Raw genomic sequence first — 25884 nt, forward strand, 5'->3', positions numbered from 1 at the left:
CTTCGCTGGGCTCAGAGGTCGTCGAAGCCGTTGTCGACGTTGGTCTTCTTGTAACTTGCATTGCGCATCTCGAAGAAGTCGGTCTTGGTTTCGGTGAAGTTGTCGGCGTAGGCCTTGATCCACGGCATCACGTTGTCGGTGGTGTCGCTGTACAGGCGCTCGATGCCGAGCATGCCGGCCATCTTGTTGGCGCGGTACTTCACGTAGCGCACCATCTCGTCCACGTCGATGCCGTCAATACCGTCCAGCACCTCCGACGACCATTGCGTCTCCAGCTCGATGGCGTGCTCGAACGACTGGTGCACGTAGGCGGTCAGCTCGTTGGTCTGCAGCTCCGGGTTCTCGCCGATGATGGCGCGGATCAACTCGCTGATGAACTTGGTATGCGCCAGCTCGTCGCGGTTGATGAAGCTGATGATCTTGCCGGTGCCGTTCATGCGGTTCTGCCGCACCATGTTGTAGAAGTACGCAAACCCGGAATAGAAGTTGATGCCTTCCAGGATCGAGGACTGGATCAGCGACTTCAGCAGCGTTTCGGCGGTCTTCTCGCGCATGAAGTCGTCGTACGCGCCCATGATCGGTGCGTTGCGCTTGATGATGGTCGGGTGGGTGCGGGCGATTTCAAAGATGCGGTTCTGGTTCGGCAGGTCGGTGATAGAGGCCAGCACGTAGCTGTAACTCTCGTTATGGATCACTTCCTGCTGGCCGATGATCGCTGCATTGGCATGCGCGGCGGGATCGGTGATGTACTCGGCCACGTTGTAGATGAAGCGGGTCTGCGGTGAGTCGAGCGTGGCGAGCAGGCCGATGATCGAGTCGTAGGCGTTCTTTTCGCGCGCGTTGAGCTCGCCGTACTGGCGGGCATCGAGCTTCATGTCGACCTCGTCGGGAATCCAGAAGTTGGTCGACAGCTCCTTGTAGGCCCGATAGAACGACGGGTACGGAATGTCGTTCCAGTTGAGGATGCCGCTGGTGCGTCCGTTGATGATGCCGGTGCTGCGGTTGGGATGGCGCGGTTCGAGGATCTTGATGCGGTCGAGGGGGGTTGCCATGGGTTTCTGCCTTCGTTCTCTTTCTATCGTGTTTCCGGCCAGCGGCCGGCACTACCGTAGATCGCGGGGTTGCCGGCCAGCGGCCGGCACTACCGTGGATCGCGGGGTTGCCGGCCAGCGGCCGGCACTACCGTGGATCGCGGGGTTGCCGGCCAGCGGCCGGCACTACCGTGGGCCGCCGGCGGTCAGCTGGAGCACCACTCGCATTCGCTGATGTCGATGTCGTTGGAGCGCACGTAGTAGGTGGTCTTCAGGCCCTCGCGCCAGGCGCTCAGATGCAGCTCCAGCAGCGTGCTGGCGCGGATGGTGCTTGGCACGTACAGGTTGAAGCTGATCGACTGGTCGACGTGGCGCTGGCGGCGTGCGTTCTGGCGCACGCTGGCGAACTGGTCGACCTTGTAGGCGCCCTTCTCGTAGTACGGCCAGGTTTCCAGCGACAGGCCCGGCGCGGCCACCGGCCGCCGGAAATCTTTCTTTTCCTCGTAGTAGAACGCGCTGTAGATCGGGTCGATGGAGGCGGTGGAACCGGCAATCTGCGCGGTGCTCATGTTCGGCGCCACCGCCAGCAGCCAGCCGTTGCGCAGGCCGTGCGTGGCGACCTCGCGGGCCAGGCTGTCCCAGGCCGCGCCGCTGTAGTCGCGGTCACTGAAGTAGCGGCCGTTGTGCCAGTCGCTGCCGGTGAACATCGGGTAGCTGCCTTTCTCCTTCGCCAGCTGCGCGCTGGCCTGGATGGTCAGGAAGTTGATGCGCTCGTAGAGGCGGTCGGCCAGCTCCTCGGCATCCGGCGATTCCCACTGGATCGCCTGCTGCGCCAGCAGGTGGTGCCAGCCGAACGTGCCCAGGCCGATGGCACGGTACTTGCGGTTGGTGATCGTGGCCTGCGGCACCGGCAATGCGTTGAGGTCGATCACGTTGTCGAGCATGCGCACCTGGATCGGGATCAGGCGCTCCAGCACGTCGGTGGCCAGCAGGTCATCCGGCGCACTGATCGCACGTCCGAGGTTGATCGAGGACAGGTTGCAGACCACGAAGTCACCGGCGCGGCGCGTAGTCACGATCTGGTCGCCGCTGACGATCTCCTGGATCATCCGCGTCGGGCTCATGTTCTGCAGGATCTCGGTGCACAGGTTGCTGGAATAGATCATGCCCGCGTGCTTGTTCGGGTTCCGGCGGTTGACCTCGTCGCGGTAGAACAGGAACGGGTTGCCGGTCTCCAGCTGGCTGAGCATGATCCGCTTGAACAGATCGATGGCCTTCACCGTGCGGCGGCTGATGCGCTCATCGGCCACCAGCTCGGCGTAGCGGTCACGGAAGCTGCCAGAACCACGCTTCTCGTCGTAGAAGTCCTGCAGGTACCAGCCCTTGGCCTGCTTCACCTCGTGCGGGTCGAACAGGTACCAGTCGGCGCGACGCTCGACCGCTTCCATGAACAGGTCCGGCACGCAGACCGAAGTGAACACATCGTGCGCGCGCAGGCGCTGGTCGCCGTTGTTGAGGCGCAGGTCCATGAAGGCTTCGATATCGCGGTGCCAGATGTCCAGGTACACCGCCACCGCGCCCTTGCGCTGGCCGAGCTGATCAACCGACACCGCAGTGTTGTTGAGCTGCTTGATCCACGGCACCACGCCACCGGAGGAATTGGCCACGCCACGGATCGGCGCGCCGCTGCTGCGCACATAGCCCAGATAGGCACCCACACCACCGCCGTGCTTGGACACACGGGCGATATCGGTGTTGGAGTCATAGATGCCCTGCAGGCTGTCGTCCACCGTGTCGATGAAGCAGCTCGACAACTGCCCGCCCACCTTGCCGGCATTGGCCAGGGTCGGTGTGGCCACCGTCATGTACAGGTTCGACAGTGCCCAGTACGCCTCTCCGACCAGCTGCATGCGCCGCTCGCGCGGCTTTTCCTCCTGCATCAGGTACAGCGCGATGGTCAGCCAGCGCTCCTGCGGCAGTTCATAGACCTCGCGGCTGCGGTCGCTGGCCAGGTAGCGCGTGGCCAGCAGGTACAGGCCGTTGTAGGCGAACAGGCGGTCGCGTTCCGGGTCGATCATCTCGCCGGCCTGCTGCAATTCTTCCTTGGAATAGCAGCGCAGGATGTCGTTGCTGTAGATGCCGCGATCGGCCAGGCTTTCCTGCAGGCCCACGTAGGAGCCGTACTTCAGGCCGACGTCGTAGAAGCGGTTGCGGCTGGCGCGCTTGTACAGGCGACGCAGGTAGATGCGCGCGGCAAACTGTTCCCACTCCGGCGCGACCAGGTCCACGCGCGATTCGGCCTCGCGGATCAGCAGATCGACCAGGTCATCGGCGCTGATGCTCGGTTTGCGTTCGACCATCGACTGCACTACACGGCGGTAGTCGCTCACATCCAGCTGCGGGAACTCGGCATGCACGGCGTCGATGCTGCGCTGCAGGCGCTCGGCCTCGAACGGCAGGCGACGGTTGCCGGCCTCCTTGGTGATCCAGGTCGGCACGCGCTCGCCACCGGCGCGCAAGGCGTCGCCAGCGCCGGCCAGATCGGCCACGCGGAAGGTACTGTCGGTCATGGTGGTGAAACTCCAGGCTCGCACGCGCGTTGGCGGTCGATGCCATGGCGGCCCTGCACGCGATACCGGCGCACGGGGCGGTCGGGGTGGGATGCCAAAGCGCGGGAACACCAGATCGTCGGCAACAGCCTGCGCCTGCGGCCGGTATCCGGGCCGTGGGGGCGATCTGGGTCCGCACGATGGCGGCCGCGTCGACACGGCAAGCCTTCAGGGGCGGGCCGCGGGACGTTTTCTGCATGTCCGGCGGCGGCGGCTGACCGGGAGTGACGGCCACAACATAGTGGGGATACTCGTAGCCGTCAACACAAGATGCGGTAATCAGCACATGTCGCGACGATCAGTCGCAGGATGCCGTGTTGCACCGGCGGCGCCTTGTCGACATCCCCTGCGTCCCCAGTTCGGTACAACATCAACTTTCCCCGGAACACCGCCCATGCGCGCTGCCCAGTACCCCTCCTTCGGCGACCCGGCCGACGTCCTCGCCATTGCAGATGCCGCCCTGCCCGAGCCCGGCCCCGGCGAAGTGCGCATCCGCACCGTGCTCGCCTCGATCCACAACCACGACCTGCTGACCGTGCGCGGCTTGTATGGCTACAAGCCAACGCTGCCGGCGATCGGGGGCAGTGAAGCACTGGGCGTGGTCGATGCACTTGGCGACGGCGTCGACGGCCTGCAGATCGGCCAGCGGGTTGCCGCCGCCTCGGTGCACGGCACCTGGGCTGAAGCCTTCATCGCGCCGGCACGCATGGTGATTCCGATGCCGGAGGCGATCCCCGACGAAATGGCCGCACAGCTGATCGCGATGCCGCTGAGCGCGCTGATGCTGCTGGAATTCCTGCACGTCGAAGCGGGCCAGTGGATCGTGCAGAACACTGCCAACGGCGCGGTGGGCAAATCGCTGGCGATGCTGGCGCGGACGCGTGGCGTGCATGTGGCCAACCTGGTGCGCAATGCCGATGCGGCCGCACAGTTGAAGGCATTGGGCATCGATCACGTGTTCGACACTTCGGTGGACGGCTGGAAGGATCGCGTGCGTGAAGCGACCGGCGAAGCACAGGCCGCGGCCGCGGTGGATTCCATTGGCGGCGACGCCAGCGGCGATCTGGTCGACCTGCTTGGCCACCACGGCACCCTGGTGTCGTTCGGTGTAATGAGCGGCGAGCCGATGCGCATTCCCGCCGGCGGCCTGATCTACAAGGAAGCCACGGTGAAGGGCTTCTGGGGCAGCAAGGTCAGCCAGGCGATGGCGGTGGAGGACAAGCGCCGGCTGGTTGGCGAGCTGCTGAAGCGTGCGGCGAGCGGCGAACTGACCCTGCCTGTGGAGCAGATCTTCGCACTGGACGACATCGCCCAGGCGGCAAAGGCCGGTGCGGGTTCGGGCCGCAACGGCAAGGTGCTGCTGCGGCCTTGATGCAAGGCGCTGGATCCGGCGGCGCTACGCGCCGCCCCATCCCCATGGATAATGTCTACATCGTCTTTGCTGAAGAAGAAATCACGTTGAGCGGAATGAATGGTCGGAAGGTGCTGCTGGCAACCTTTCTCGGGAGCAAACACCCACCTGACGATGTTCGGCCCTCCGAAGACTACTGGAGATTGATCGGTACCAACGGGACCATTGTTCTTGAGGAATCCCAAACGTCCATGGCCAGGCATCAACGCGGCTTGCGGGTGCTGGTCCAGTTTCCTGGAAGCATCACGGATATGGGGCTTGCGTGCCACAACGAAGTGCCGGACAGCCTTTGGATTTTCGTCTCCGACCTTGAAATCCACTCGGGTGATTGAGTGGATCGGGGTTGAATGCCGCGACGGCGCCCGAAAGCGCGAAGTCACCACCCGCTCCAATGGTTAAGAACATGTGATGTATAACTGAATGCGCTTTCGTCATTGGAAGGCGCACGTGGCTGCGTGCGGCACTGACGGCTCCTCCCCCGTTTGGCGTTGTCGCTTCCATGTACCGCACCACCCTGAACCTGCTTGCCGGCGCGATCGCGCTGGGCCTCACCGCCGGCGCTGCCGGCGCCGCTGAAACCGCCGATTCCGGCAAGGACAGCACCACCCTCGGCACCGTGCTGGTGACCGGCTCCAACATCAAGCGCAGCGATACCGCCGGGCCCAACCCGGTGCAGATCGTGAGCCGCGAACAGATCGAACAGACCGGTCGTTCCACCCTTACCGACGTGCTGCGCAACCTGTCGGCCAATGCCGGCAACAGCTTCGACGAGCAGTACACCGGCAGCTTCGCCGCCGGCTCGGCCTCGATCGGCCTGCGCGGCCTGTCGCCGAAGAACACGCTGGTGCTGGTCAACGGCTATCGGGTGTCCAACTTCGGCTTCGCGCTCAACACCCAGGACACCTTCGTTGACCTCAATGCGCTGCCGATCAGTGCGGTCGAGCGCATCGAAGTGCTGAAGGATGGTGCCTCGGCGGTGTACGGTTCCGATGCCATCGCCGGCGTCATCAACATCATCCTGCGCAGGAACTTCCAGGGTGTGGAAGTGGGCGGCGGCTTCGGTACCGCCACCCAGGGCGGCCTCGATGAGCGCAAGGCCAGCCTGCTGGCCGGCTTCGGCGACCTCGAACAGCAGGGCTGGAACGTGCTGTTCGGGCTGGACCTGCTCAAGCGCGACCGCCTCGATGGTGATGACCGCGCCTATACCCGCAGCGGCGACTTCCGGGACAAGCCCGGTGGCCGCCTGGCCGGCTGGTCCACCGCCGGTGGCAACTGGCTGAGCAACCCACGTGCCCCGCAGCCGTTCGCCAGTTGCCCCGACGGCAGCCAGCTGCGCCCCTACAGCGACTTCGGCAGCACCCTGCCCGGCCAGGCCTGCGCCTTCAATGCGCAGCCGTTCAAGACCCTGCAGCCCGGCGCCGAGCGCCTGCAGGCGTCGCTGAGTGCGACCTACCGCTTCAATGACAGCGTCGAGGCCTTCGCCGATGTGCTGTACAGCCACAACAAGGCCGACCAGATCTTCAGCGCGCCGCTGACCGTCGGGCCGGGCCTGCGTGCCTACAACCCGGCCACCGGCACCCTGATCGATGTGCCGGCGGTGCTGCCGGTCGGTCACCCGAACAACCCGGGCAGCACGCCGCTGCCGTTCGAGTACACCTTCTTCGATCTCGGCCCGCGCCTGAAGGACAACACCCAGGTGTTCTACCGTGCCCTGGCCGGGGTGCGTGGCAGTGGCGAGCGCTGGGACTGGGAAGTGGCAGCGCTGACCTCGCAGAGTGCACAGCGCGAGTACGTCGACAACTTCGTCAACCGCTACGCCTTCGAGCAGATCCTGCGCGATGGCAGCTACAACTTCCTCAACCCGTCCAGCACGCCGGGGGCGCTGGATGCACTGCGCCTGCAGACCAAGCGTCCGGGCTGGTACAAGCTGCACTCGTTGAACGTAAAGGCGTCGACCACGCTGTGGGAGCTGCCGGCCGGTGCGGTCGGCTTCGCCTGGGGCGCCGAGTTCCGCAAGGAATCACTGGACGCGCGTACCAGCGCGCAGGTGCTGTCGGGCACCGAGCTGCGCCCGGCCATCAATGTGGTCAACGGCGAGCGCCAGGTCAGTGCCGCCTACGCCGAACTGAGCGTGCCGCTGCACCGCACGCTGGAACTGCAGCTGGCCGGTCGCGGCGACCGCTACGACGACTTCGGCAAGGCGTTCTCGCCGAAGGTGGCATTGCGCTGGCAGCCGCTGGACAGCCTGCTGCTGCGCGGCTCGTTCTCGCGTGGCTTCCGTGCGCCGTCGCTGCCGGAGATCGCGCCGGGCCAGACCGTCAGCTACGGCTCGGTGATCGATCCGCTGGACCCGCTGCAGCCCGGCGGCAGCCGCGGCGTGACCAACATCCGCACCGGCAACCCGGACCTGAAGGCCGAGCGCTCGCGTAACTTCAACGTGGGTGCGGTGTGGTCGCCGGATGGCGATACCAGCATCGGCCTGGACTGGTACCGCATCGAACAGGACAACCTGGTCAAGCCGGACAGTGCGCAGTTCATCGTCGACAACCCGACCCTGTTCCCGGGCCGCGTACAACGCGAGAATGGACGCATCCAGTTCATCACCAACCAGTACGCCAACCAGGGCGAACTGACCACCTCGGGGCTGGACCTGGACGCCAGCCGTACCTTCCGCACCGACGGTTGGGGCAACTTCACCGTCGCCGGCAGCTGGACCCACCTGCTCAGCTTCAAGCAGCCGCTGGTGGCCGGCCAGGCGCCCTATGACGGTGCGGGCAACAACCGCCACGGCGCACTGCCGCGCACCCGCGGCACCACCTCGCTGAACTGGGCGGTGGGCGACTGGAGCAGCACGCTGATCCTGCAGTACGTGAGTGGCTACGACCAGCGTGTGGCGACGGTCACCAGCAACCCGGGGCTGCGTGACCGCATCAAGCCGTATCACCAGCTGGATCTTTACGTCGCCTACGAAGGTATTCCCAACACCACGCTGTCGCTGTCGGTGCTGAACCTGACCGACAAGGACCCGCCGTTCGACCCGGCCGGTGGCTCCAACGGTTTCGACATCAGCCAGTACAACCTGCGCGGGCAGTTCGTCTCGCTGGGGGCGCGCTACCGGTTCTGATGCGATATCGGGGCGGCGGTGATGCGCCGCCCCGTTCGCGTTGCCGGCCAGCGGCCGGCACTACCATCAACGTGCATCAGCGGCTCAGGTGCAGGAACTGCAGGTGCCGTTCGTACTGGCTGATGATGTCGTTGATGATCTGCTTGCGGCTGTAGCCGACCAGGTCGTAGTCCTGGCTGCCTTCGAACAGGTGCACTTCAGCGCGGTAGTAGCGCTGGTTGCGCAGCTGCTGCGCGGCGAACGACGGCGTCAGGTAGCCACTCAGGATCACCCGGTACAGGAAGTCCTGCTGCTCGCCGTGATTCACCGTCAATTCCATGTCGCCGGCCTCGAACCGCGTGGCCACATCCCAGCCCTGACCGCGCAGCTGCTCGGCCACCGCCTCCATCGCTGGCTTCACGGTGTCGTCCATGAAGCGGTAGACCTGGTCGCGCACCGGGAAGTGCATGGCCTGGCTCAGGCGCTGGCGCCAGCCCTGGTGGTGGCGGTCGTCACCGATCAGCGGCGAGGGACGGTACTGCAGCGCGCGCTTGCGGTGCGATTCGTCACTGAAGGCGCGGGTAAGGCCCCACATCATCAGCAACAACACCGCCGAGAACGGCAGCGACGCCAGCACCACCGCCGATTTCAGCGCATCGATGCTGCCGGCCAGCAGCAACCCGGCGGTCAGCACCGCGATCACCGTGCCCCAGAACACGCGCAGCCAGCGCGGACCATCATCCTCCGGCGCCCCGCCATGCGAGGACAATGTGGACAGCACCACCGCGCCGGAGTCAGCCGATGTCACGAAGAAAATGAAACTGACGAACACCGTCACCGCGATCACCGCCTTGCTCCACGGATACCCATCCAGCAGGGCATACAGCACGGTGGGTGGATCATCCACCGCCAGTTGCGCCAGTTGCTGCTGGCCATGGTGCAGCACCTGGTCCAGTGCACTGTTGCCGAAGATCGACAGCCACGCCAGGGTGAAGCCGAGCGGGATCAGCAGCACGCCGAACACGAATTCGCGGATGGTGCGGCCACGCGAGATGCGGGCGATGAACAGGCCGACGAACGGCGCCCAGCCGATCCACCAGGCCCAGTAGAACACCGTCCAGCCGCCCAGCCATTCCGGTCGGCCGCCATAGGCGTACACGTCGAAACTCTTGCCGACCACGCTGCCGAGGTAGTCGCCCAAGTTCTGCATCAGCGTGCTGAGCAGATACTGGGTGGGGCCGGCGCACAGCATGAACAGCACCAGCGCGATCGCCAGCAGCATGTTGATGTTGGCCATCCAGCGCACGCCCTTCTCCACGCCTGAAACGGCCACGGCCACCGCCGCGCCCATCATGCTGACCACCAGGATGATCTGCACCAGGTTGGAGTGCGGGATGTTGAACAGGTGCGACAGACCGGCGTTGAGGTGCAGCACGCCGAAGCCCATGTCGGCGCCGATGCCGAACACGGTGGCGACAATGCCCAACGCGTCCACGGTATAGCCGATCGGGCCATTGATGCGCTTGCCGATCAGCGGGTACAGCGCCGAACGCAGGGCCAGCGGCAGGTTGTGGCGGTAGGCGAAGTAGGCCATCGCCATCGCCGCGAGTGCGAACACGCCCCAGCCATGCAGGCCCCAGTGCAGGAACAGCAGCTGCATGGCCTGGCGCGCACCAGCCTCACCGGCCGCCGGATCGCCCTGCGGCGGCTGCATGTAGTGGGTCAGCGGTTCGGAGACGCAGAAGAAGAACAGGGTGATGCTGATGCCGGCGGCGAACAGCATGCCGGCCCAGGAGAGATAGCTGAACTCCGGCTCGTCATGGTCGGCACCGAGCTTGATGCCACCGTACTTGGACAGCGCCACGCCGACCACGAACACCAGGTAGAGGGTCATCGCCAGCAGGTAGTACCAGCCGACATTGAGTGCGGCCCAGTCCTGCGCCTTGACCAGAAGGCGGCCCGCACCGAGCGGGAACAGGCTGACAAACAGCGCGAACGCCACGACAACGATCGCCGCGAAGGCGAACACAGGTCGAAGGGTGCGCACCGGGGATTGTTGCGGCTCCAGTACTTCCATGGGGCGGCGTTCTCCGGTAGATCAAAGGGTTAGCCGACCGATTCTGGCTGAACCGCAGTGGATAGAGCATGAAGTTGCGGCCTGCGGTCACAGGCCCGGCCCACCATTCCGTGTTATCACGCGCGCGCCGAAGCGTGCCTGCGAGCGCAGCCGCGCGCGGACCGCGTGCATCGCGGCCACGCGCGTACTGTCCAATCACGACATCACATGCACCGCGCACAGCTTGTTGCCATCCGGGTCGCGCAGGTAGGCCAGGAACAGCTGGCGCCCGGCCATGTTGCGGATGCCGGCCGGGTCTTCGATGGCGGTGCCACCGTGGCTTACGCCTGCGTCCTGCCAGCCACGCACGGCATCGGCACTGTCCAGGGTGAAGCCGATGGTGCCGCCATTGGCATGGCAGGCCGGCTCACCATCGATCGGTGCGGTGACGATGAACATGCGACCGTCCTTGAAATACACCAGGCGCCCCTTGTCATCGAAGACACCGGGACGGGCGCCGAGAGCGGTGAACAGGGCATCGTAGAAGCGATGCGCGACGTCCATGTCGTTGGTTCCAACGGTGATGTGGCTGAACATGCGGGCACTCCCTGCGGAAAGACCGCAGTGTCGGCGAGCCCGGCGGTCATCGCAAACGCCCTGGCCGTTGCCCCCTCCGCAGGGTTTGTCGTACACCTCCCGATCACACTATAATGGGAATCATTCTCATTAATGATCGATGCCGATGGCCGTGCCCGCCGCCTCCAGCACCGCGCTGGCGGGGTTCTACCGCGAACACCATGGCTGGCTGCTGGGCTGGCTGCGCCGCCGCACCCACAACGCCGACTGCGCCGCCGACCTGACCCAGGACACCTTCGTGCGCCTGCTCAGCCGTCGTGTCGATCCGTCCGAACTGCGCCTGCCGCGTGCCTATCTCAGCACCATCGCGCACGCGCTGCTGGTCAATCACTGGCAGCGCGCGGATCTGGAGCGCGCCTACCTGACGGCCTTGGCCGCGCAGCCGGAGCCGGTGCATCCATCGGCGGAAGAACGCACGCAGGCACTGCAACTGCTGCACGCCATCGCCGACATGCTGTCCGGCCTGGCCGAGCGGCCACGCCGTGCGTTCCTGCTGGCACGACTGTCGGGCCTGGGCTATGCGGAGATCGGCCAACAACTGGGCGTGTCCGAGCGCATGGTCAAGAAGTACATGGCGCAGGCGATGCTGCATTGCCTGCGCCTGTCCGGCGACGCGGCGGCATGAGTGCGGCATTGGCTGGCCCGGCCCTGGAGCAGGCGGCAGAGTGGTTCGCGCTGCGCGAGCAGGGCTGGACTGATGACGAGCAGTACCGCTGGCGCGCATGGCTGCAGGCTGATGCCGGCCACGCCGATGCGTGGCGTCGGGTCGAGTCGGTCTGGCAGTCCTTTGCGCCCCTGTCGGCGCCGGCCGCCGCCACCGCGCTGGATGCCGCAGGCCGTCGTCGCCGGCAGGCTCTGCGCAGCCTCGGTGGTGCACTTGGCATCGGCGCGGTTTCACTGCTGGGCCTGCATGGCCTGCAGGTGCAACGTGGCCTGCAGACGCAGCGCACCGTTGCCGGCCGCACCGGGCACTGGAGGCTGATTGATGGCAGCCAGTTGTGGCTCAACGCCGACAGCGAAGTCACCATCGACATCGGCAGCGGCCGCCGCGCCCTGCATCTGCTGCGTGGCGAGCTGCTGCTGCAGACCGGCCATCACCCTGCGTTCGCCGGCCAGCCGTTGACCGTGCATGTGCCGGGCGCACGCCTGCAGCCGATCGGCACCCGCTTCGCGGTCGGTCGTGAGGCGCAGGGCAGCCGCCTGGATGTGTTCGAGGGCGTGGTGCGCTGCCTGCCGATGTTCGGTGTGGCGCTGGATGTGGCTGCTGGAGGCGCGGTGCGGATCGGCCCGATGGGCGGGCTCACAACGGTCGCTGCCGATCCTCTGCGCGGTGACTGGCAGGACGGACGCCTGCAGGTACAGGACACGCCTTTGATCCGCGTCATCGATGAGCTGGCCCGCCACCATCAGGGCTATCTCGGTTGTGATCCGGCGCTCGCCGCATTGAAAGTCACGGCGGTACTGCCACGCCTGGACAGCACCCAGGCGCTGCATCTGCTGGCCCGCGCCCTGCCGATCCGTGTCGAGCAGCGCTGGCCGTGGTGGACCGTCGTGCGTCCGCTTTGAAATCGCGGTTCCCTTTCTGCGCGCTCACCGGGCACTACAAGGGAACCCATTGCGGATGTTGCCGCCCCCATGAAACTGCCCTGCCCCTCCCCTCGCCCCCTGGCCATCGCGCTGTGCCTGGCCATGGCCTCCCCGTGCCTGCTGCCGGCCTCGGTCCATGCACAGGAGACCGCCGCGGTCCGCTGGCAGATTGCGCCCGGCCCGCTCGACCAGGCCCTGACCGCGTTCGGCCAGCAATCGGGCCTGTCCATCGCCGCCGACGCACGCCTGACCCGCGGCCGCCACAGCAAGGGAGTGCAGGCCACGCTCGGTACTGACGCCGCATTGGCGCAGCTGCTGGCCGGCACCGGCCTGGCCTTCCAGCGTGATGCCAGCGGTGTGGTGCTGCAGGCGGCACCCACCGCTGAAGCCGGGGTACGCCAGATCGGCACCCTGCGCGTGGCTGGCCAGGCCGGCGAAGGCGCTTCACCGTGGGGGCTGGCCGATGCCGATGCGGTCTACCGTGACAGCGGCTCGCGCGTGCACCTGGACCATCAGCAACTGGAACGCTTCCGCGGCCAGTCGATCGGCGACGTGCTGGCCGGTGCAGTGGGCGTGCACACCGCTGACGTTCGCAACGGCGGTGCGCTGGACGTCAACATCCGCGGCCTGCAGGGCCAGAACCGAGTGCCGGTGATCATCGACGGCGGCCAGCAGGCCATCGACGTGTACCGCGGCTATGCCGGCGTGCAGCAGCGCAGCTATCTCGATCCCGATCTGATCAGTGCGGTCAGCATTGAAAAGGGACCGAGCCTGGCCGCCAACGCCGCCAGCGCGATCGGCGGCGTGGTCTACATGGAAACGTTGAACGTCGATGACATCCTCGATGATGGCCAGACCTGGGGCCTGCGCATGCGCGGCGGCGTGGCCGACAACAGCATCGACCGCACCCGCACCTTCAAGCAGATCGCGCGCGGCAGCGACAACCGCAACAGCCTGCGCGACCCGCGCGACTGGAATGGCAGCGTGGCCTTCGCCCAGCGTGGCGAAGACTGGCAGCTGGTCGCGGCCTATGCGCGGCGCCGCCAGGGCAACTTCTTCGCCGGCAGCAAAGGTGCGCATCGCTACGACAACCAGCACCTGTCCAGCGGCGGTACCGGCATGTCCAGCCAGGCCGTATCCAAGCTCTTCCATCCGGGCGATGAAGTGCTCAACACGCATACCGACAACGAATCCGCACTGCTTAAATTCACCTGGACGCCCAGTCCGGACCAGCGGTTGGAGCTGAGCCATCGCTACTTCAACTCCAGCTTCGGCGAGATCATGCCGTCGGCGATCGGACGCGTGGGCGAGTCCAACGAATGGGTGACCTACGTGGACAAGGCCAACACCATGTTCCAGTTCGAGCCCGGGAAGATGCGGGTCAATGCCACCTCGCTGCGCCATCGCTACCGGCCCGAGGCGCATCCGTGGCTGGATCTGAGCAGCACGCTGTGGTTCACCACCGCCACCAGCCGCATGTTCAACAGCAACATCGCCAACACGCCGCTGTTCAAGGACGTGCCCAACGACCAGATGCCCGACACGCTGGGCGAGACCTATGGCCCGGGACTGCAGTCGGACGTGAAGACCCAGCGCTGGGGCGTGGACAGCAGCAACACCACGCGCTTCAGCAATGATCTGGGCGACTGGACGCTGCGCTATGGCGCGTCCTTCCAGCACGAGGACACCGCGCCCAACTCACCGGTGCTGCCGGTGGATTTCAACAACAACCGCTACCTGCGCTCGGGCACGCGCCGCGAAGCCAGCGTGGTGGCATCACTGCAGTGGCAGCCGTGGGACTGGCTGTCGCTGACCGCGGGCGGCCGCTTCACCGACTACCGCACCCGCGACCGCAACCGCGTGGCCTTCGTCAGTGAATCGCGCGACCTGCGCTACACCTTCGCGCGCCTGAGCAAGGGCGGCCAGCTGCTGCCGGGCTGGTACAAGGAGTGGTACCCGGATGCACAGGGCAACTACACCTACGACTCGCTGCGCGCCACGCCCTATGGCGACAGCACGCTGGGCCAGGCCTACGATTTCGACGGCTTCATTCCTGATCCGCGCGGCGCCAACGGTTTCTATACCAAGCAGATTCCCACCGCCTGGGGCTACAAGCCGGCGATCCGGCGTTCCGGCCACGGCTTCGCGCCGTATGCAGAGGCGCGCTTCAACCTCGACGAGGACATGTTCTTCTACGTGAAGTACGCACAGGGCTGGAAGATGCCCAGCCTGTTCGAGTCGACGCTGGGCAACAGCACCTCGGCGCCGGTGGCTGACCTGAAGCCGGAGAAGAACCGCTCGTGGGACATCGGCTTCAGCCTGCTCAAGCAGGACCTGTGGCGCGACGGTGACCGCCTGGCGTTCAAGGTGGCCTGGTTCAAGAACGATATCGACAACGCGATCACCCGTCGCTTCGATTCCAGCAACTGGGCGTTCTATGTCGACAACGTCGACAATTACACCGTGTCCGGCTACGAGCTGCAGTCCGGCTATGACGCCGGCATCGCCTACCTGGACCTGTCGGCCAGCTATTACCAGCGCGCGCGCACCTGCGATGCGGCCACCGCCAAGCGCCTGCGCGAAGACCCGTATGCGAAGTGGAGCAAGCTGGACACCACACCGGACTGCGTGGACGGCGGCTTCGGCACCTCGTTCGTCAACGCGCAGAACCCACCGAAGTACTCGATTCACAGCACGCTGGGCTTCCGCCTGTTCGACAAGCGACTGGATACCGGCATCCGCCGCACCTACAACAGCGGCCCCACCCACGAACTGGACAAGCCCTGGAACACCACCGGCTCGACCGGCCTGCAGAACATCTACCTGCCGACCGCGATCTATGACTTCTACGCACGCTGGCAGTTCACGCCGCGCAGCGAAGTGGAGCTGGTGGTCAGCAACCTGCGCAACACCTACTACATGGACACGCTGGCGATGAGCCTGATGCCGGGCCCGGGGCGCACCACGCGGCTGAACTTCACCGCACGCTTCTGAGTGCTTCAGAAACAGCAACGCCCCGGGGATATCCTCCCCGGGGCGTTTGCTTGCCGCGGCTCACACCCTGGTAGATGCCAACCGTGGTTCTGGTAGGCGCCAACCTTGGTTGGCGCAACGATGCATCACTTCGCGGTACTCAGCAGCAGCACTGCAATAGTGACCAGCGCAATGCCGACCCAGCCGATCGGGCGCAGTCGGTTGCCGAACAACAGACGGCCGCAGGTGGCGGTACCGATCACGCCGATCGCACCCCACATCGCATAGGCGGTGGCCAGATCCATGTAACGCACGGCCTGGCCCAGCAGGGCAAAGGCGATCCAGACCATGACGATCGCAGCTACGCCCCAGCGCCAGCGGCGGAACCCTTCCGACTTGGCCACCATCATGTTGGCGGCGACGTCGATCAAGGCCGAACAGATCACGAAAAACAACGCCAAGGTATTCATCAGTGCGCCTCGCCAAGGGTGACGCAGACGATGCCGACCACTGCCAGCACCAGGCCGGCCAGCTGCTGCAGCGACAGGCTTTCACCAAAGACGGTGAGGCCGACCACAGTGAGCAGGGTCAGGCCGAGGCCTTCCCACACTGCGTAGGCCACGCCCACGGCGATGCGGCGCACCGACTGCGCGAGGAAGAAGTAGGACAGCGCCAGCGCGCCGGCCATGATCAGGTAACCGGTCCAGCCGCCATCGCGAGCGGCATGGGCCATGAACGAGGTGCCGACCACTTCGGCGACGATCGCCACGGTCAGGCAGGCCCAGGCGACCAGCGCGCCACGGGCGGGAACAGTACGGGACATGTGAAGCTCCTTGCAGGGCGGGGACCACGCCGCCTCATCAATGGATCCACGCCGAGCGTGGAGGGTCCGGAACGCCCCGCAGACGGGGGCGAGGGAAGCCAGTATCATCGCCTTTTACGGTGGTATCAAAATGGATTCCATCGACAGGAGCGATGGATCAATGCCCTACTCCCCTGAATCCCTGCAGGCCTTCGTGGAAGCCGCGGCGCTGGGCTCGTTCTCGGCGGCGGCGCGACGCCTGCGCAAGACCCAATCGACGGTCAGCACCGCCATCGCCCACCTGGAAGCCGACCTGGGCGTGAGCCTGTTCGACCGCAGCGGGCGCTACCCGCAGCTGACCGAAGCCGGGCGCCAGGTACTTGGGCACGCGCAGGAAATCCTGGCTGCCGATGCCCGCCTGCAGCAGTTGAGCGTGCGCCTGGCCGCACCGGTCGAAGCGCGGCTGACCGTGGCCTTCTCCGACGTCTATCAGCTCGATCCGGAGCAGCGCGTGTTGCAGCGCTTTGCCGAGGCGTTCCCGGAGATCGAGCTGGAATGGCTGGATGCCGAGGGCGAGGACGTGCTGGAACTGGTGAGCAACGGACGCGCCGCGCTGGGTCTGCTGCCACGGCAGGAGCACTATCCGGACGGACTGGTGGCACGTCCGCTGGCGCACCACAGCGAGCTGTCGGTGTATGTGGCGCGCGAGCATCCGCTGGCCAGCGCTGGCCGTCGCGCCGCCGCACAGCTGGCGCGGCATAGACAGGTGCGCTTGAGCGCGGAAGTCGATCAATCCCGCGTGGTCACCGGCCTGGCCTGGACCGCCACCGACTACCTGATGGTGATGGAAATGGCCGAGGACGGCCTCGGCTGGGCCGAACTGCCGCGCGCACTGGTACAGCGCTACGACCGCGGGCGGATGGTGGAACTGCTGCTGCCCGGCTGGCCGCGGCGCATCCACAGCGACCTGCTGTGGCGCCGCGACACGCCGCCAGGCCCAGCCGCACTATGGTGGGCCGACGCGCTGGGGTGAACCGAAAAAGGGGACGGAGGGGATTAAGTCGTTTGTGCCACAAACGACTTAATCCCCTCCGTCCCCTTTTTCAGTTGCCGGCCAGCGGCCGGCGCTACCGATCAGCGGTGCGCCAGCGCGTAATCCAGCGCCGAGCACACTGCGGCCACCTGTGCGTCGTTGCACTGCTGCGGGGTGGCGCGCGGGCTGTCCGGGTAGACTTCGGTGGTGGTGGTGTACTTCGCCCCGGTAATGCCCGCGCACAGGCCCAGCTTCACCAGCGGGTACTCAATTACGCCATGGGCCACCACCGGCGAACCGATGATCTCGCCCTTGTCGTCGGCCGGCGCGATGTGGGTAACCTTTTCCACTGCGGCGATCACCGCCTGCTGGAAGGCCGCCTGCGGGGCCTCACTGTCGTCCACCAGGTAGAAACCATCCGGAATCAGGCCCGGCTCGAACGGCTTGCCATCACGCGCGGCCAGCGCCGGGCGGAACTCGCTCTCGTCGCTGTCGGTGGTTTCGTGCAGGTCGATGTGCAGCACGAACTGGCCCTTGATCGGTGCGACCAGTTCGATCAGCGCGGTCGACTCGCGGGCCGGGCCGTCGGCGCGGAAGTTGCGGTTCGGGTCGATCGCATCGAAATTCCAGCGGTTGATGCGCTCGAAGCCCCACGGATTCACGCACGGCGCCACCAGCAGGTTTGCCTTGCCGGCATAGTCGGCAGCGTGCTTTTCGAGGAACTCCAGCGCGCCCATCACGCCGCTGGTCTCGTAGCCATGCACGCCACCGGTGACCAGCGCGGCCGGCAGCGCCGGGTTCCAGTCGCGGCTGCGCAGGGCGAACAGGGTGTAGGTCTCGCCAGCGTAGTCGAGCTGGCCATAGGCCACCTTGTCGAAGCGCGAGGCCAGCGCCTCGATGCGCGGCAGCACTTCCTCGTCATAGCGACGCAGGCGCTGCTGGCGGCCACGCCACGCCTCCCGTTCCGCCGCTCCCCACGGCTGGCCAGGGGTTCCGACGGGGTAGAAAGCGGCTTGGGACATGGCGGATCTCAGCGAGTCAGGAAGCAATCACCCACTTTACCATCGGCCCGTCAGCATGAACCGGAGGCGCATTCCATTGGCGAATGGAATCAGCAATAATTCTCATTTACGACCTTCCACAACCCGCACCGATGCCCACCCACGCCCCGCAAACGGCCCGCCTGCCACTGGCTACCGCCCTCGCCCTGTGCCTGATTCCGGCCGCCAGCGCCTTCGCCCAGGACGGCGCCACCACGCTGGACAGCATCCAGGTCTCCGGCAGCTGGCTGGGCACCGGCCTGCACGACAGCGTGAAGAGCTTCGCTGGCGCGCGCACCGTGGTGGACCGTCAGCGCATCGAAGCCAGCGGCGCGGCCAGCATCGGCGATGCCATGCGCCGCATCCCCGGCGTGCAGGTCACCGACAACTCCGGCACCGCCGGCAGTTCGGTCTCGCTGAACATCGGCGTGCGCGGCCTGACCGGGCGCTACTCGCCGCGCTCGACCGTGCTGCTCGATGGCGTGCCGCTGGCAGTGGCGCCGTATGGCCAGCCGCAGCTGTCGTTCGCGCCGACCAGCCTGTCCAACATCGAATCGATCGACGTGGTGCGCGGCGGCGGCGCGGTGCGCTACGGCCCGCAGAACGTGGGCGGCATCATCAACTTCAGCACCCGCGCCATTCCCACCGAGGCCGGCCTGCACGGTGAGGCCGGCGTGCGCTACACCGCCTACGACCACGGCGGCGGCGACAGCACCCAGTACAACGCCTTCCTCGGTGGCACCGGCGACAACGGCCTGGGCGCGGCCCTGCTGTACTCCGGCCAGGATGGCCGCGGCTGGCGCCAGGGCAGCGATGACCGTTTCAACGACCTCGCGCTGAAGTTCGCCTATGCCATCGACGAACAGCAGGAACTGCGCGCCAAGCTGTCCTACTACGATGTGCGTTCGCTGACCCCGGGTGGCCTGACCCGCGCCCAGTACGAGGCCGACCCGTTCCAGAACACCCGCCCCACCGATTTCTGGAAAGGCCACCGCACCGGCATCGACCTGGGCTACACCAATACGTTGTCGGCCAACAGCGAGTTCGAGGTACTGGCCTTTTACAACGAAAGCAGCCGTGCCAGCTCGCTGATCAACGCCGCCAACACCCAGCTGACCGTGCAGCCGCGCGACTACCGTGTGCTCGGCATCGAGCCGCGCTATACCCAGCGCCTGCACTGGGGCGCCAGCGTGCACGACATCACCGCCGGCTACCGCTTCCTGCGCGAGCGCGGCAACGACCGCAGCTACACCGTGACCCGCCGTACCGGCGTGGCCAGCGCCACCAACCGCTTCGACAATGCCACCGACGCACACGCCTTCTACATCGACGACCGCATCGCGATCGGCCAGTGGCGGATCACCCCGGGCGTGCGCATGGAGTGGATCGACATGGACCGCCGCCAGGCCGGGGGCGCGGCGACCTTCAGCAGCCGCAACGACAAGGCCCTGCCCTCGCTCAACATCGCCTACCTGCTGACCCCGCAGCTGACCGTGTTCGGCAACTACACCACCTCGTTCGGGCCGGTGCAGAACATCCAGCTGAATTCGCAGACCGCCAGCAACCCGCTGAATCCGGAAATCGCCAAGACCACCGAACTCGGTGCGCGCTGGCAGGACGGTGCACTGCGCGCGGAAGTGACCGTGTTCAAGATGCGCTTCGACAACCAGATCCTGCAGGTGCCGGGCATCACCCCGCCGACCTTCCAGAACATCGGTGCCACCGACCACAAGGGCGTGGAAAGCGCGCTGGAGTACCACTTCGCCGAGGACAGTGCACTGGCCGGGCTGGAGCTGTACGCCAACTACACCTGGACCAAGGCGATCCAGCAGTCCGGCGACAACCGTGGCCTGGACGTGCCGTTCTACTCGCGCGACACCGACAGCGTCGGCGCACGCTATGCACTGGCCGGCTGGACCTTCAATGTCTCCAGCACCCACCAGAGCGGCCAGTTCTCCGATGCGGCCAACACCTGGGCCGAGAGCGCCGATGCGCGCGTGGGCCGCGTGCCGGGCGTGCGCCTGTGGAATGCACAGGTGGCCTGGCAGGTGCCCGGCCTGGGCGACAGCGAGATCGCGCTGGGCGTGAACAACCTGGCCGACAAGCGCTGGTACACCCGCAACGTCGATGGCAACGCTGGCCGCATGGTGGCCGCGCCGCGCACCTTCTACGTGCAGGGCCGCTACCGCTTCTGACGCAGTAACCGCCCGATGCAGTGACGGTGGCGATCACGGTGGCGGCGTATCATGCCGCCACCATGTCATTGCCTGTTTCGCCATCGCGCCTGCATCTGGCCTTCCAGGGCCTGCGCCTGCGCCTGCGCGGCAGCGACCTGTGGTTCATCGCGCTTGCCCTGCTGGTCGGCCTGATCGCCGGCTACCTGACCCTGCTGCAGTCCGGCATCGCACGCTGGCTGCAGGGCACCCTGTACGGGCTGGACGACGGCATGCGCCTGAGTTCCCTGCCCTCGCTGACCTGGACCGCGCTGCTGGTCCTGCCACTGGGTGGCCTGCTGGTCGGCCTGGTCAGCCTGGCCGCGACCCGGCTCAAGCGGCCCCTGCTCGATGCGGTGGAAGCCAATGCCCTGCATGGCGGCCGCATGTCGATGCGCGACAACCTCATCGTGCTGACCCAGACCCTGTTGTCCAATGGCTGCGGCGCCTCGGTCGGGCTGGAGGCGTCGTATACGCAGATGGGCGCAGGCAGCGGCTCGCAACTGGGCCGGGTGATGCGCCTGCGCCGCAACGACGTGCGCATCCTGGTCGGCGCCGGTGCCGCCGGTGCCATCGCGGCCGCCTTCGGGGCGCCACTGGCCGGCGCGTTCTACGCCTTCGAGATCGTCATCGGCGCCTACACCCCGGCCGCGCTGGCCCCGGTGGCGGTCGCTGCGCTGGCCGGCGCGTTCGTGGCCGACCAAGCCGGCATCGAGGCCTACCTGCTGCCGGCCGCCTCGACGATTGATGTCCGCGCCGCCGACTACGCCATCTACGGCCTGCTCGGCTGCTGCTGCGCGATGGTCGGCATCGCGGTGATGCGGCTGATCGCTTCGATCGAAGGCACGGTCAAGCGCAGCCCGTTGCCGTTGTGGGGCCGGCCGGTGGTGGGCGGCCTGCTGCTGATTCCGCTGGCACTGGCCAGCCCGCAGGTGCTGTCGTCCGGCCATGGCGCCCTGCACCTGGACCTGACCACGCATCTGCCGCTGATCTGGATCGGCGGGCTGCTCACGTTGAAGTGCCTGGCCTCGGGCATCTCGCTCGGGTTTGGTTTCCGCGGTGGCCTGTTCTTCGCCTCGTTGTTCATGGGCACCCTGGTCGGTGCCCTGTTCGCCGGCCTGCTGGCGATGGCCACCGGCGTGCCGGTGATTGATGCAACTTCGGCCGCACTGGCCGGCATGGCCGCGCTGGCCGCCGCCGTGGTCGGCGCACCGATGACCATGGCCATGCTGGTGCTGGAAGGCACGCACGACTTCCTGCTGACCAGCGTGGTGATGAGCGCGGTGCTGGTCTCCAGCACGCTCGTGCGGCAGTGGTTCGGCTACTCGTTCTCGACCTGGCGCATGCACCTGCGCGGCGAGACCATCAAGAGCGCCCGCGACGTCGGCTGGGTACAGAACCTCAATGCCGGCCGGCTGATGCGCAAGGGCGTGGCCACCGCGCCGGCCGACCTCGACGCCGCCGCCTTCCGTCAGCGCTTCCCGCTGGGCTCGGGCAGCCGCGTGATCCTGATCGACAGCGAAGGCCATTACGCCGGCATCGTGCAGATTCCGCGCGTCTACGGCGACGGCGTGAAGCCCGAGACCATGATCGGCGAACTGGCGGAAAACCGCGACGTGTCACTGCTGCCGAGCGCGGACGTGGTCACCGTGATGCAGCGCTTCGACCACACCCAGGCCGACGAACTGGCCGTGGTCGCCGCCGACGGCCAGGTGCTTGGCGTGGTCTCCGAAGCCTTCGTGCGCAAGCGCTACGCCGAGGAACTGGACAAGCGCCAGCGCGAACTGATGGGCGAGCGCGTCGAGGACACCGACTGACCCCACAAAAAGGGGACGGAGGGGATTAAGTCGTTTCTGGCCCCTCGAAATCCACGCATGGCGTGGATCTACTGTCACGTCGGCGCGGTAGACTCCGGGCATGCGTTTCATTGAAACCTTCCAGGCCGGCCCCTTCGCCGACACCGTGGTCAGCCTGCTGGCCGCCTTCGTGCTGGGCACGCTGATCGGCGCCGAGCGCCAGTACCGGCAACGCACCGCCGGCCTGCGCACCAATGTGCTGGTGGCGGTCGGCGCCGCTGCCTTCGTCGACCTGGGCATGCGCATCGCCGGCAGCGCCGAGGCGGTGCGGGTGATCTCCTACGTGGTCTCCGGCGTCGGCTTCCTCGGCGCCGGCGTGATCATGAAGGAAGGCATGAACGTGCGCGGGCTGAACACCGCCGCCACGTTGTGGTGCTCGGCGGCGGTCGGCAGCTGTACCGGCGCGGACATGCTGGCCGAGGGCGTGCTGCTGACGGTCTTGATCATCGCCGGCAACACCCTGCTGCGGCCGCTGGTGAATGCGATCAACCGCATCCCGATCAACGAGACGGCCACCGAGGCGACCTACGAGGTGCGCCTGAGTGTGGATGCCGAAGCGGTGCCACGTGTACGCGAGCGCCTGGTCGATGCGCTGGAAGCAGCGCAGTATCCGGTCGGTGATGTGCAGGTGGTCGAGCATACCGACGCGCCCACCGATGTGATCGCGGTGCTGGTCAGTACCGCCGTGAGTGCCGATGAGCTGGACGTGGTGCTGGCGCGGATGGAGCATGTGCCGGGCGTGCTGCACGCCACCTGGGAAGTCAGTACCCGCGATTGATTCATCCACGCATGGCGTGGATCTACCGAGGTTGTGGTGCAGTAGATCCACGCCATGCGTGGATGCGCTTCTCTCACCCACCCGCCAGGCGCTGCTGGGCCCGCAGCAACTTGCGGAACGAACCGCACTGGCGCGCATCCTGCGCTTCCGGGCAGGCCGCCGCGCGTTGTAGATGGCGGCGCACCCGCTGCAGCTGGGTGATCTGCTGCTGCAGCACATCGGCCTGTGCCAGCAGGGCTTCGCGATCCAGCGTAATGCATCCGCGCTGAGGCGGCAGCGACAACCCGATCTGCTGCAGCGACAACCCGGCCGACTGGCCAAGGCCGATCAACGCCAGGCGCTCCAGCACCTGCTCGTCGTACTGCCGGCGCAGGCCGCGACGGCCCAGCGACCGCAACAACCCGAGCTGCTCGTAGTAACGCAGGGTCGAGGCCGGCACGCCGCTGCGCTTCACCACCTCGCCGATATCCAGTTCACGCATGGGCTTGACCTCAAGTCGCCTTCAAGCATCAACCTATGGGCAACTTCCCGGCAGGACAAGGCCATGGCCAGTACATCCCCCGTTGATCAGAATGCGCTCTGGAATGGCCCTGGCGGCCAGATCTGGGTCGCCCAGCAGGCCATCCTCGACGGTCTGTTCCAGCCCATGGCCGACCTGCTGGTGGCCGAGCTTCCGCAAACCGTCACGCAACTGCTCGATATAGGCTGTGGCACCGGCGCCAGCCTGCTGGCATCAGCCGCCGCTCGCCCGGCGACACACAGCACCGGCCTGGACATCTCCGCGCCGATGCTGGCACTGGCCCGTCAGCGCGCCGAGGCGGCAGGACTGGACGCGGACTTCATCCTGGCCGATGCGCAGCAGCATCCGCTGCCCTCCGCGCACTTCGACTGGATCCAGTCGCGGCTGGGTGTGATGTTCTTCGAAGATACCGAGGCCGCCTTCGCCAACCTGCATCGTGCTGCAACGCCAGGCGCTGGGCTGCGTTTCATCGCCTGGCGCAGTGCCGACGAGAACCCGTTCATGACCACGGCCGAACGCGCGATCGGCGATGCACTTGAGCTTCCGCCGCGGGTGCCAGGAGCACCCGGCCAATTCGCCTTTGCCGATGGCCAGCGCGTGCAGCGTCTGTTGCAGGCCGCCGGCTGGAAGGATGTGGAGTTGGTCGCGGCAGACCTGCCGTGCTCGATCGCCCGCGATGAACTGCCGACCTATGTCGGCCAGCTGGGCCCGTTGGGACTGGCGCTGCGCAATCTACCCGAAGACCGCACCACCTCGCTCCGGAACAAGGCTGTGGCGGCATTCACCCCCTTCATCGAGGGCGACCGCGTGCGTGTGGATGCGGCCTGCTGGCTGGTCCGCGCCCGCGCCTGATACAAAAAAGGGGACGGAGGGGATTAAGTCGTTTCCGGCACAGCCGGGGCAAGAACGACTTAATCCCCTCCGTCCCCTTTTTCTACTACAGCGCCTCGCCGGCGTCCGCCAGGCGCGATTCAATCAGCGCATACCACTGCTGCAGCACGTCGATCAGCATGTCCAGCTCGGCGTCGGTGCGCTGCGCGCGCCCACTGCGCAGGCAGGCCTGGGCTTCCTGCAGCTGGGCCAGGAAGCCGGCCACGGTGTCTGCCTGCAGGATCAATCCCGGCAGTCGCCGCCCGGGAATGCGCACCACCGCATGATTGCCGAGCTGGCCGTACACACTCAGTGTGGTTTCCGTCTTCATGGAAAGAGGCAGGAATTGGGCGTTCATCGCGTGCACCATGGAAAACCTGAGCCGCCGGCAGGCGTGGACAACGGGGGAGACGTGGCCACGTCCTGCCGGCGGTCAGGGGGGACTCGGGATGCCGGGGACTCGCCCCGGCGCAGGATTCTCAGCGTGGCTGCGCCACACCCGCGATCTGCACGCGCCGGTTCGGCGCCAGGCAGGCGATCAGCTCGCGACGGTTGCGCTGCTCGCACTGCACGATCGGCTCGGCCGCGCCGCGTCCTTCGGCACTGATGCTGGCTGCAGGCACGCCGCCCTGCACAAGCGCGCTGCGCACGGCCTCGGCACGTCGCTGCGACAGGGCCTGGTTGTAGCTGGCACTGCCGATACGGTCGGTATACCCGGTCACCCGGATTGACTGCACCTGACTGGCCTCGCGCACCTGCGCCAGTACGCCCTGCACGGCCTGCTGGCCTTCGGCACTGAGCACCGCGCTGTCGAAACCGAACAGCGCATCGGCGGACAGGCGCAACGGCTGCTCCGGCAACGGCGCCGGTGCAGGCGGGGCCGGCGGCCGCGGCGGGTCCAGCACCGCCGCACATGATTCAGGCTTCCAGTAGCCACCCTGGGCGATGCCCTTGCTGTCGAATCGCACCTGGAACTGGCAGGTGAAGTACTCCGCGCCCTGCGCAGTGCGGAAGTTGAACAGGTAGTTCCACTCGCGCACGCCCCACATGCCCTCGTTGAAATGCGGCGTGCCCAGCAGCGTGTACAGCTGGCGCTTGCTCATGCCCGGCGCGAAGCGGCGCAGGTCGGCGACGTCGGGATAGATGCCTTCCTTCAACGAGGCCTTCGAGGCCTCCGGGAACTGCACGGCGGTGGTTTCGGCAGGACCTTCGGCGGCCGGCGCATGGCTGCGGCAGGCGGCCAGCAGGCCCATTCCCAGGACCAGGCCCAGCACTGCGGCCATCTGGCCGGTGCGGGCGATGCGATGCTGTTTCATGTCATTCCCCCTTTGGACGTTTCCGCGATGCCGGGCCGCGCGTGCGGCCC

Annotated in this window: 21 protein-coding genes; 11 read left to right on the forward strand and 10 right to left on the reverse strand. The window is 66.6% G+C overall.

The window, feature by feature from the left end:
• Positions 1-11: 11 nt before the first annotated feature.
• Positions 12-1052, reverse strand: coding sequence for a ribonucleotide-diphosphate reductase subunit beta (locus ACZK5G_RS12670; protein WP_024957408.1), 1041 nt, complete (start codon positions 1050-1052; stop codon positions 12-14).
• Between the two features lie 185 nt (positions 1053-1237).
• Positions 1238-3601: a ribonucleoside-diphosphate reductase subunit alpha gene (locus ACZK5G_RS12675; RefSeq protein ID WP_071229075.1), complete on the reverse strand. Its 2364-nt coding sequence runs from the start codon at positions 3599-3601 to the stop codon at positions 1238-1240.
• Positions 3602-4034: 433 nt separating this feature from the next.
• On the opposite strand from ACZK5G_RS12675, the gene ACZK5G_RS12680 reads away from it, so the two are divergent.
• From ACZK5G_RS12680 to ACZK5G_RS12690, 3 genes are all read left to right on the forward strand, one after another.
• Positions 4035-5012, forward strand: a complete 978-nt coding sequence (locus ACZK5G_RS12680; RefSeq protein ID WP_478463583.1) for a zinc-binding dehydrogenase — start codon at positions 4035-4037, stop codon at positions 5010-5012.
• 44 nt (positions 5013-5056) lie between these two features.
• The gene (locus tag ACZK5G_RS12685; protein ID WP_049400602.1) at positions 5057-5383 is read left to right on the forward strand and encodes a hypothetical protein; all 327 of its coding nucleotides are present in this window, start codon (positions 5057-5059) and stop codon (positions 5381-5383) included.
• Between the two features lie 167 nt (positions 5384-5550).
• Positions 5551-8175, forward strand: coding sequence for a TonB-dependent receptor (locus ACZK5G_RS12690; RefSeq protein ID WP_478463585.1), 2625 nt, complete (start codon positions 5551-5553; stop codon positions 8173-8175).
• 76 nt (positions 8176-8251) lie between these two features.
• On the opposite strand, the gene betT is transcribed toward ACZK5G_RS12690, so the two are convergent.
• Together betT and ACZK5G_RS12700 are read right to left on the reverse strand one after the other, a co-directional pair.
• A complete protein-coding gene (gene betT, locus ACZK5G_RS12695; protein WP_478463587.1) occupies positions 8252-10231 on the reverse strand; it encodes a choline BCCT transporter BetT in 1980 nt (659 codons plus the stop codon).
• Between the two features lie 195 nt (positions 10232-10426).
• Positions 10427-10807, reverse strand: coding sequence for a VOC family protein (locus tag ACZK5G_RS12700; protein WP_006372781.1), 381 nt, complete (start codon positions 10805-10807; stop codon positions 10427-10429).
• Between the two features lie 145 nt (positions 10808-10952).
• Between ACZK5G_RS12700 and ACZK5G_RS12705 the strand changes: the two genes are divergently transcribed.
• The 3 genes from ACZK5G_RS12705 to ACZK5G_RS12715 all read left to right on the forward strand — a co-directional run bounded on the left by ACZK5G_RS12705 (position 10953) and on the right by ACZK5G_RS12715 (position 15427).
• Positions 10953-11471 (forward strand): sigma-70 family RNA polymerase sigma factor, encoded by a 519-nt coding sequence (locus ACZK5G_RS12705; RefSeq protein ID WP_423167381.1) that lies wholly within the window; start codon positions 10953-10955, stop codon positions 11469-11471.
• On the forward strand, positions 11468-12412 hold the full coding sequence (locus ACZK5G_RS12710; RefSeq protein ID WP_478463590.1) for a FecR family protein: 945 nt from the start codon (positions 11468-11470) through the stop codon (positions 12410-12412). Before ACZK5G_RS12705 ends, ACZK5G_RS12710 begins: the two co-directional genes overlap by 4 nt.
• 69 nt (positions 12413-12481) lie before the next feature.
• Complete coding sequence (locus ACZK5G_RS12715) at positions 12482-15427, forward strand: TonB-dependent receptor (protein WP_478463592.1); 2946 nt, start codon at positions 12482-12484, stop codon at positions 15425-15427.
• 125 nt (positions 15428-15552) lie between these two features.
• On the opposite strand, the gene ACZK5G_RS12720 is transcribed toward ACZK5G_RS12715, so the two are convergent.
• Together ACZK5G_RS12720 and ACZK5G_RS12725 are read right to left on the reverse strand one after the other, a co-directional pair.
• On the reverse strand, positions 15553-15876 hold the full coding sequence (locus ACZK5G_RS12720) for a DMT family transporter (protein WP_032128064.1): 324 nt from the start codon (positions 15874-15876) through the stop codon (positions 15553-15555).
• Positions 15876-16229 carry an SMR family transporter gene (locus ACZK5G_RS12725; RefSeq protein WP_010485170.1) on the reverse strand — a complete coding sequence of 118 codons (354 nt, stop codon included), beginning with the start codon at positions 16227-16229 and terminating at the stop codon, positions 15876-15878. The genes ACZK5G_RS12720 and ACZK5G_RS12725 overlap by 1 nt, the downstream gene beginning before the upstream one ends.
• Positions 16230-16389: 160 nt before the next feature.
• On the opposite strand from ACZK5G_RS12725, the gene ACZK5G_RS12730 reads away from it, so the two are divergent.
• Positions 16390-17241, forward strand: a complete 852-nt coding sequence (locus ACZK5G_RS12730) for a LysR family transcriptional regulator (protein WP_478463594.1) — start codon at positions 16390-16392, stop codon at positions 17239-17241.
• A 101-nt stretch (positions 17242-17342) separates the two neighbouring features.
• Here the strand turns inward: ACZK5G_RS12730 and ACZK5G_RS12735 are convergent, their stop codons facing one another.
• The gene (locus ACZK5G_RS12735) at positions 17343-18263 is read right to left on the reverse strand and encodes a M14 family metallopeptidase (protein WP_478463596.1); all 921 of its coding nucleotides are present in this window, start codon (positions 18261-18263) and stop codon (positions 17343-17345) included.
• A gap of 131 nt (positions 18264-18394) precedes the next feature.
• Here ACZK5G_RS12735 and ACZK5G_RS12740 point away from each other — a divergent pair, with 131 nt between their 5' ends.
• The 3 genes from ACZK5G_RS12740 (at position 18395) to ACZK5G_RS12750 (ending at position 23128) form a co-directional block, all read left to right on the forward strand.
• Positions 18395-20476 carry a TonB-dependent receptor family protein gene (locus tag ACZK5G_RS12740; protein ID WP_478463598.1) on the forward strand — a complete coding sequence of 694 codons (2082 nt, stop codon included), beginning with the start codon at positions 18395-18397 and terminating at the stop codon, positions 20474-20476.
• Positions 20477-20538: 62 nt separating this feature from the next.
• Positions 20539-22311, forward strand: coding sequence for a chloride channel protein (locus ACZK5G_RS12745; RefSeq protein ID WP_279912739.1), 1773 nt, complete (start codon positions 20539-20541; stop codon positions 22309-22311).
• 100 nt (positions 22312-22411) lie between these two features.
• Complete coding sequence (locus tag ACZK5G_RS12750; protein ID WP_478463600.1) at positions 22412-23128, forward strand: MgtC/SapB family protein; 717 nt, start codon at positions 22412-22414, stop codon at positions 23126-23128.
• Positions 23129-23201: 73 nt separating this feature from the next.
• Here the strand turns inward: ACZK5G_RS12750 and ACZK5G_RS12755 are convergent, their stop codons facing one another.
• Complete coding sequence (locus ACZK5G_RS12755) at positions 23202-23609, reverse strand: MerR family transcriptional regulator (RefSeq protein WP_478463602.1); 408 nt, start codon at positions 23607-23609, stop codon at positions 23202-23204.
• A 63-nt stretch (positions 23610-23672) separates the two neighbouring features.
• Here ACZK5G_RS12755 and ACZK5G_RS12760 point away from each other — a divergent pair, with 63 nt between their 5' ends.
• Positions 23673-24500, forward strand: a complete 828-nt coding sequence (locus tag ACZK5G_RS12760; protein WP_478463604.1) for a class I SAM-dependent methyltransferase — start codon at positions 23673-23675, stop codon at positions 24498-24500.
• An 85-nt stretch (positions 24501-24585) separates the two neighbouring features.
• Here ACZK5G_RS12760 and ACZK5G_RS12765 read toward each other — a convergent pair whose 3' ends face one another.
• Positions 24586-24876 carry a DUF6959 family protein gene (locus ACZK5G_RS12765; protein WP_019659952.1) on the reverse strand — a complete coding sequence of 97 codons (291 nt, stop codon included), beginning with the start codon at positions 24874-24876 and terminating at the stop codon, positions 24586-24588.
• Positions 24877-24997: 121 nt separating this feature from the next.
• Entirely contained in the window at positions 24998-25834 is an 837-nt protein-coding gene (locus ACZK5G_RS12770) for an OmpA family protein (RefSeq protein ID WP_012511335.1), read from the reverse strand.
• Positions 25835-25884 lie beyond the last annotated feature (50 nt).

It is taken from the genome of Stenotrophomonas sp. 62841_Sma, from assembly GCF_056482945.1.

What these genes read in the sequence shown, in the direction of transcription:
- ACZK5G_RS12670 (WP_024957408.1), bottom strand. Translation starts at nt 1,052, where the DNA reads ATGGCAACCCCCCTCGACCGCATCAAGATCCTCGAACCGCGCCATCCC.
- ACZK5G_RS12675 (WP_071229075.1), bottom strand. Translation starts at nt 3,601, where the DNA reads ATGACCGACAGTACCTTCCGCGTGGCCGATCTGGCCGGCGCTGGCGAC.
- ACZK5G_RS12680 (WP_478463583.1), top strand. Translation starts at nt 4,035, where the DNA reads ATGCGCGCTGCCCAGTACCCCTCCTTCGGCGACCCGGCCGACGTCCTC.
- ACZK5G_RS12685 (WP_049400602.1), top strand. Translation starts at nt 5,057, where the DNA reads ATGGATAATGTCTACATCGTCTTTGCTGAAGAAGAAATCACGTTGAGC.
- ACZK5G_RS12690 (WP_478463585.1), top strand. Translation starts at nt 5,551, where the DNA reads ATGTACCGCACCACCCTGAACCTGCTTGCCGGCGCGATCGCGCTGGGC.
- betT (WP_478463587.1), bottom strand. Translation starts at nt 10,231, where the DNA reads ATGGAAGTACTGGAGCCGCAACAATCCCCGGTGCGCACCCTTCGACCT.
- ACZK5G_RS12700 (WP_006372781.1), bottom strand. Translation starts at nt 10,807, where the DNA reads ATGTTCAGCCACATCACCGTTGGAACCAACGACATGGACGTCGCGCAT.
- ACZK5G_RS12705 (WP_423167381.1), top strand. Translation starts at nt 10,953, where the DNA reads ATGGCCGTGCCCGCCGCCTCCAGCACCGCGCTGGCGGGGTTCTACCGC.
- ACZK5G_RS12710 (WP_478463590.1), top strand. Translation starts at nt 11,468, where the DNA reads ATGAGTGCGGCATTGGCTGGCCCGGCCCTGGAGCAGGCGGCAGAGTGG.
- ACZK5G_RS12715 (WP_478463592.1), top strand. Translation starts at nt 12,482, where the DNA reads ATGAAACTGCCCTGCCCCTCCCCTCGCCCCCTGGCCATCGCGCTGTGC.
- ACZK5G_RS12720 (WP_032128064.1), bottom strand. Translation starts at nt 15,876, where the DNA reads ATGAATACCTTGGCGTTGTTTTTCGTGATCTGTTCGGCCTTGATCGAC.
- ACZK5G_RS12725 (WP_010485170.1), bottom strand. Translation starts at nt 16,229, where the DNA reads ATGTCCCGTACTGTTCCCGCCCGTGGCGCGCTGGTCGCCTGGGCCTGC.
- ACZK5G_RS12730 (WP_478463594.1), top strand. Translation starts at nt 16,390, where the DNA reads ATGCCCTACTCCCCTGAATCCCTGCAGGCCTTCGTGGAAGCCGCGGCG.
- ACZK5G_RS12735 (WP_478463596.1), bottom strand. Translation starts at nt 18,263, where the DNA reads ATGTCCCAAGCCGCTTTCTACCCCGTCGGAACCCCTGGCCAGCCGTGG.
- ACZK5G_RS12740 (WP_478463598.1), top strand. Translation starts at nt 18,395, where the DNA reads ATGCCCACCCACGCCCCGCAAACGGCCCGCCTGCCACTGGCTACCGCC.
- ACZK5G_RS12745 (WP_279912739.1), top strand. Translation starts at nt 20,539, where the DNA reads ATGTCATTGCCTGTTTCGCCATCGCGCCTGCATCTGGCCTTCCAGGGC.
- ACZK5G_RS12750 (WP_478463600.1), top strand. Translation starts at nt 22,412, where the DNA reads ATGCGTTTCATTGAAACCTTCCAGGCCGGCCCCTTCGCCGACACCGTG.
- ACZK5G_RS12755 (WP_478463602.1), bottom strand. Translation starts at nt 23,609, where the DNA reads ATGCGTGAACTGGATATCGGCGAGGTGGTGAAGCGCAGCGGCGTGCCG.
- ACZK5G_RS12760 (WP_478463604.1), top strand. Translation starts at nt 23,673, where the DNA reads ATGGCCAGTACATCCCCCGTTGATCAGAATGCGCTCTGGAATGGCCCT.
- ACZK5G_RS12765 (WP_019659952.1), bottom strand. Translation starts at nt 24,876, where the DNA reads ATGAACGCCCAATTCCTGCCTCTTTCCATGAAGACGGAAACCACACTG.
- ACZK5G_RS12770 (WP_012511335.1), bottom strand. Translation starts at nt 25,834, where the DNA reads ATGAAACAGCATCGCATCGCCCGCACCGGCCAGATGGCCGCAGTGCTG.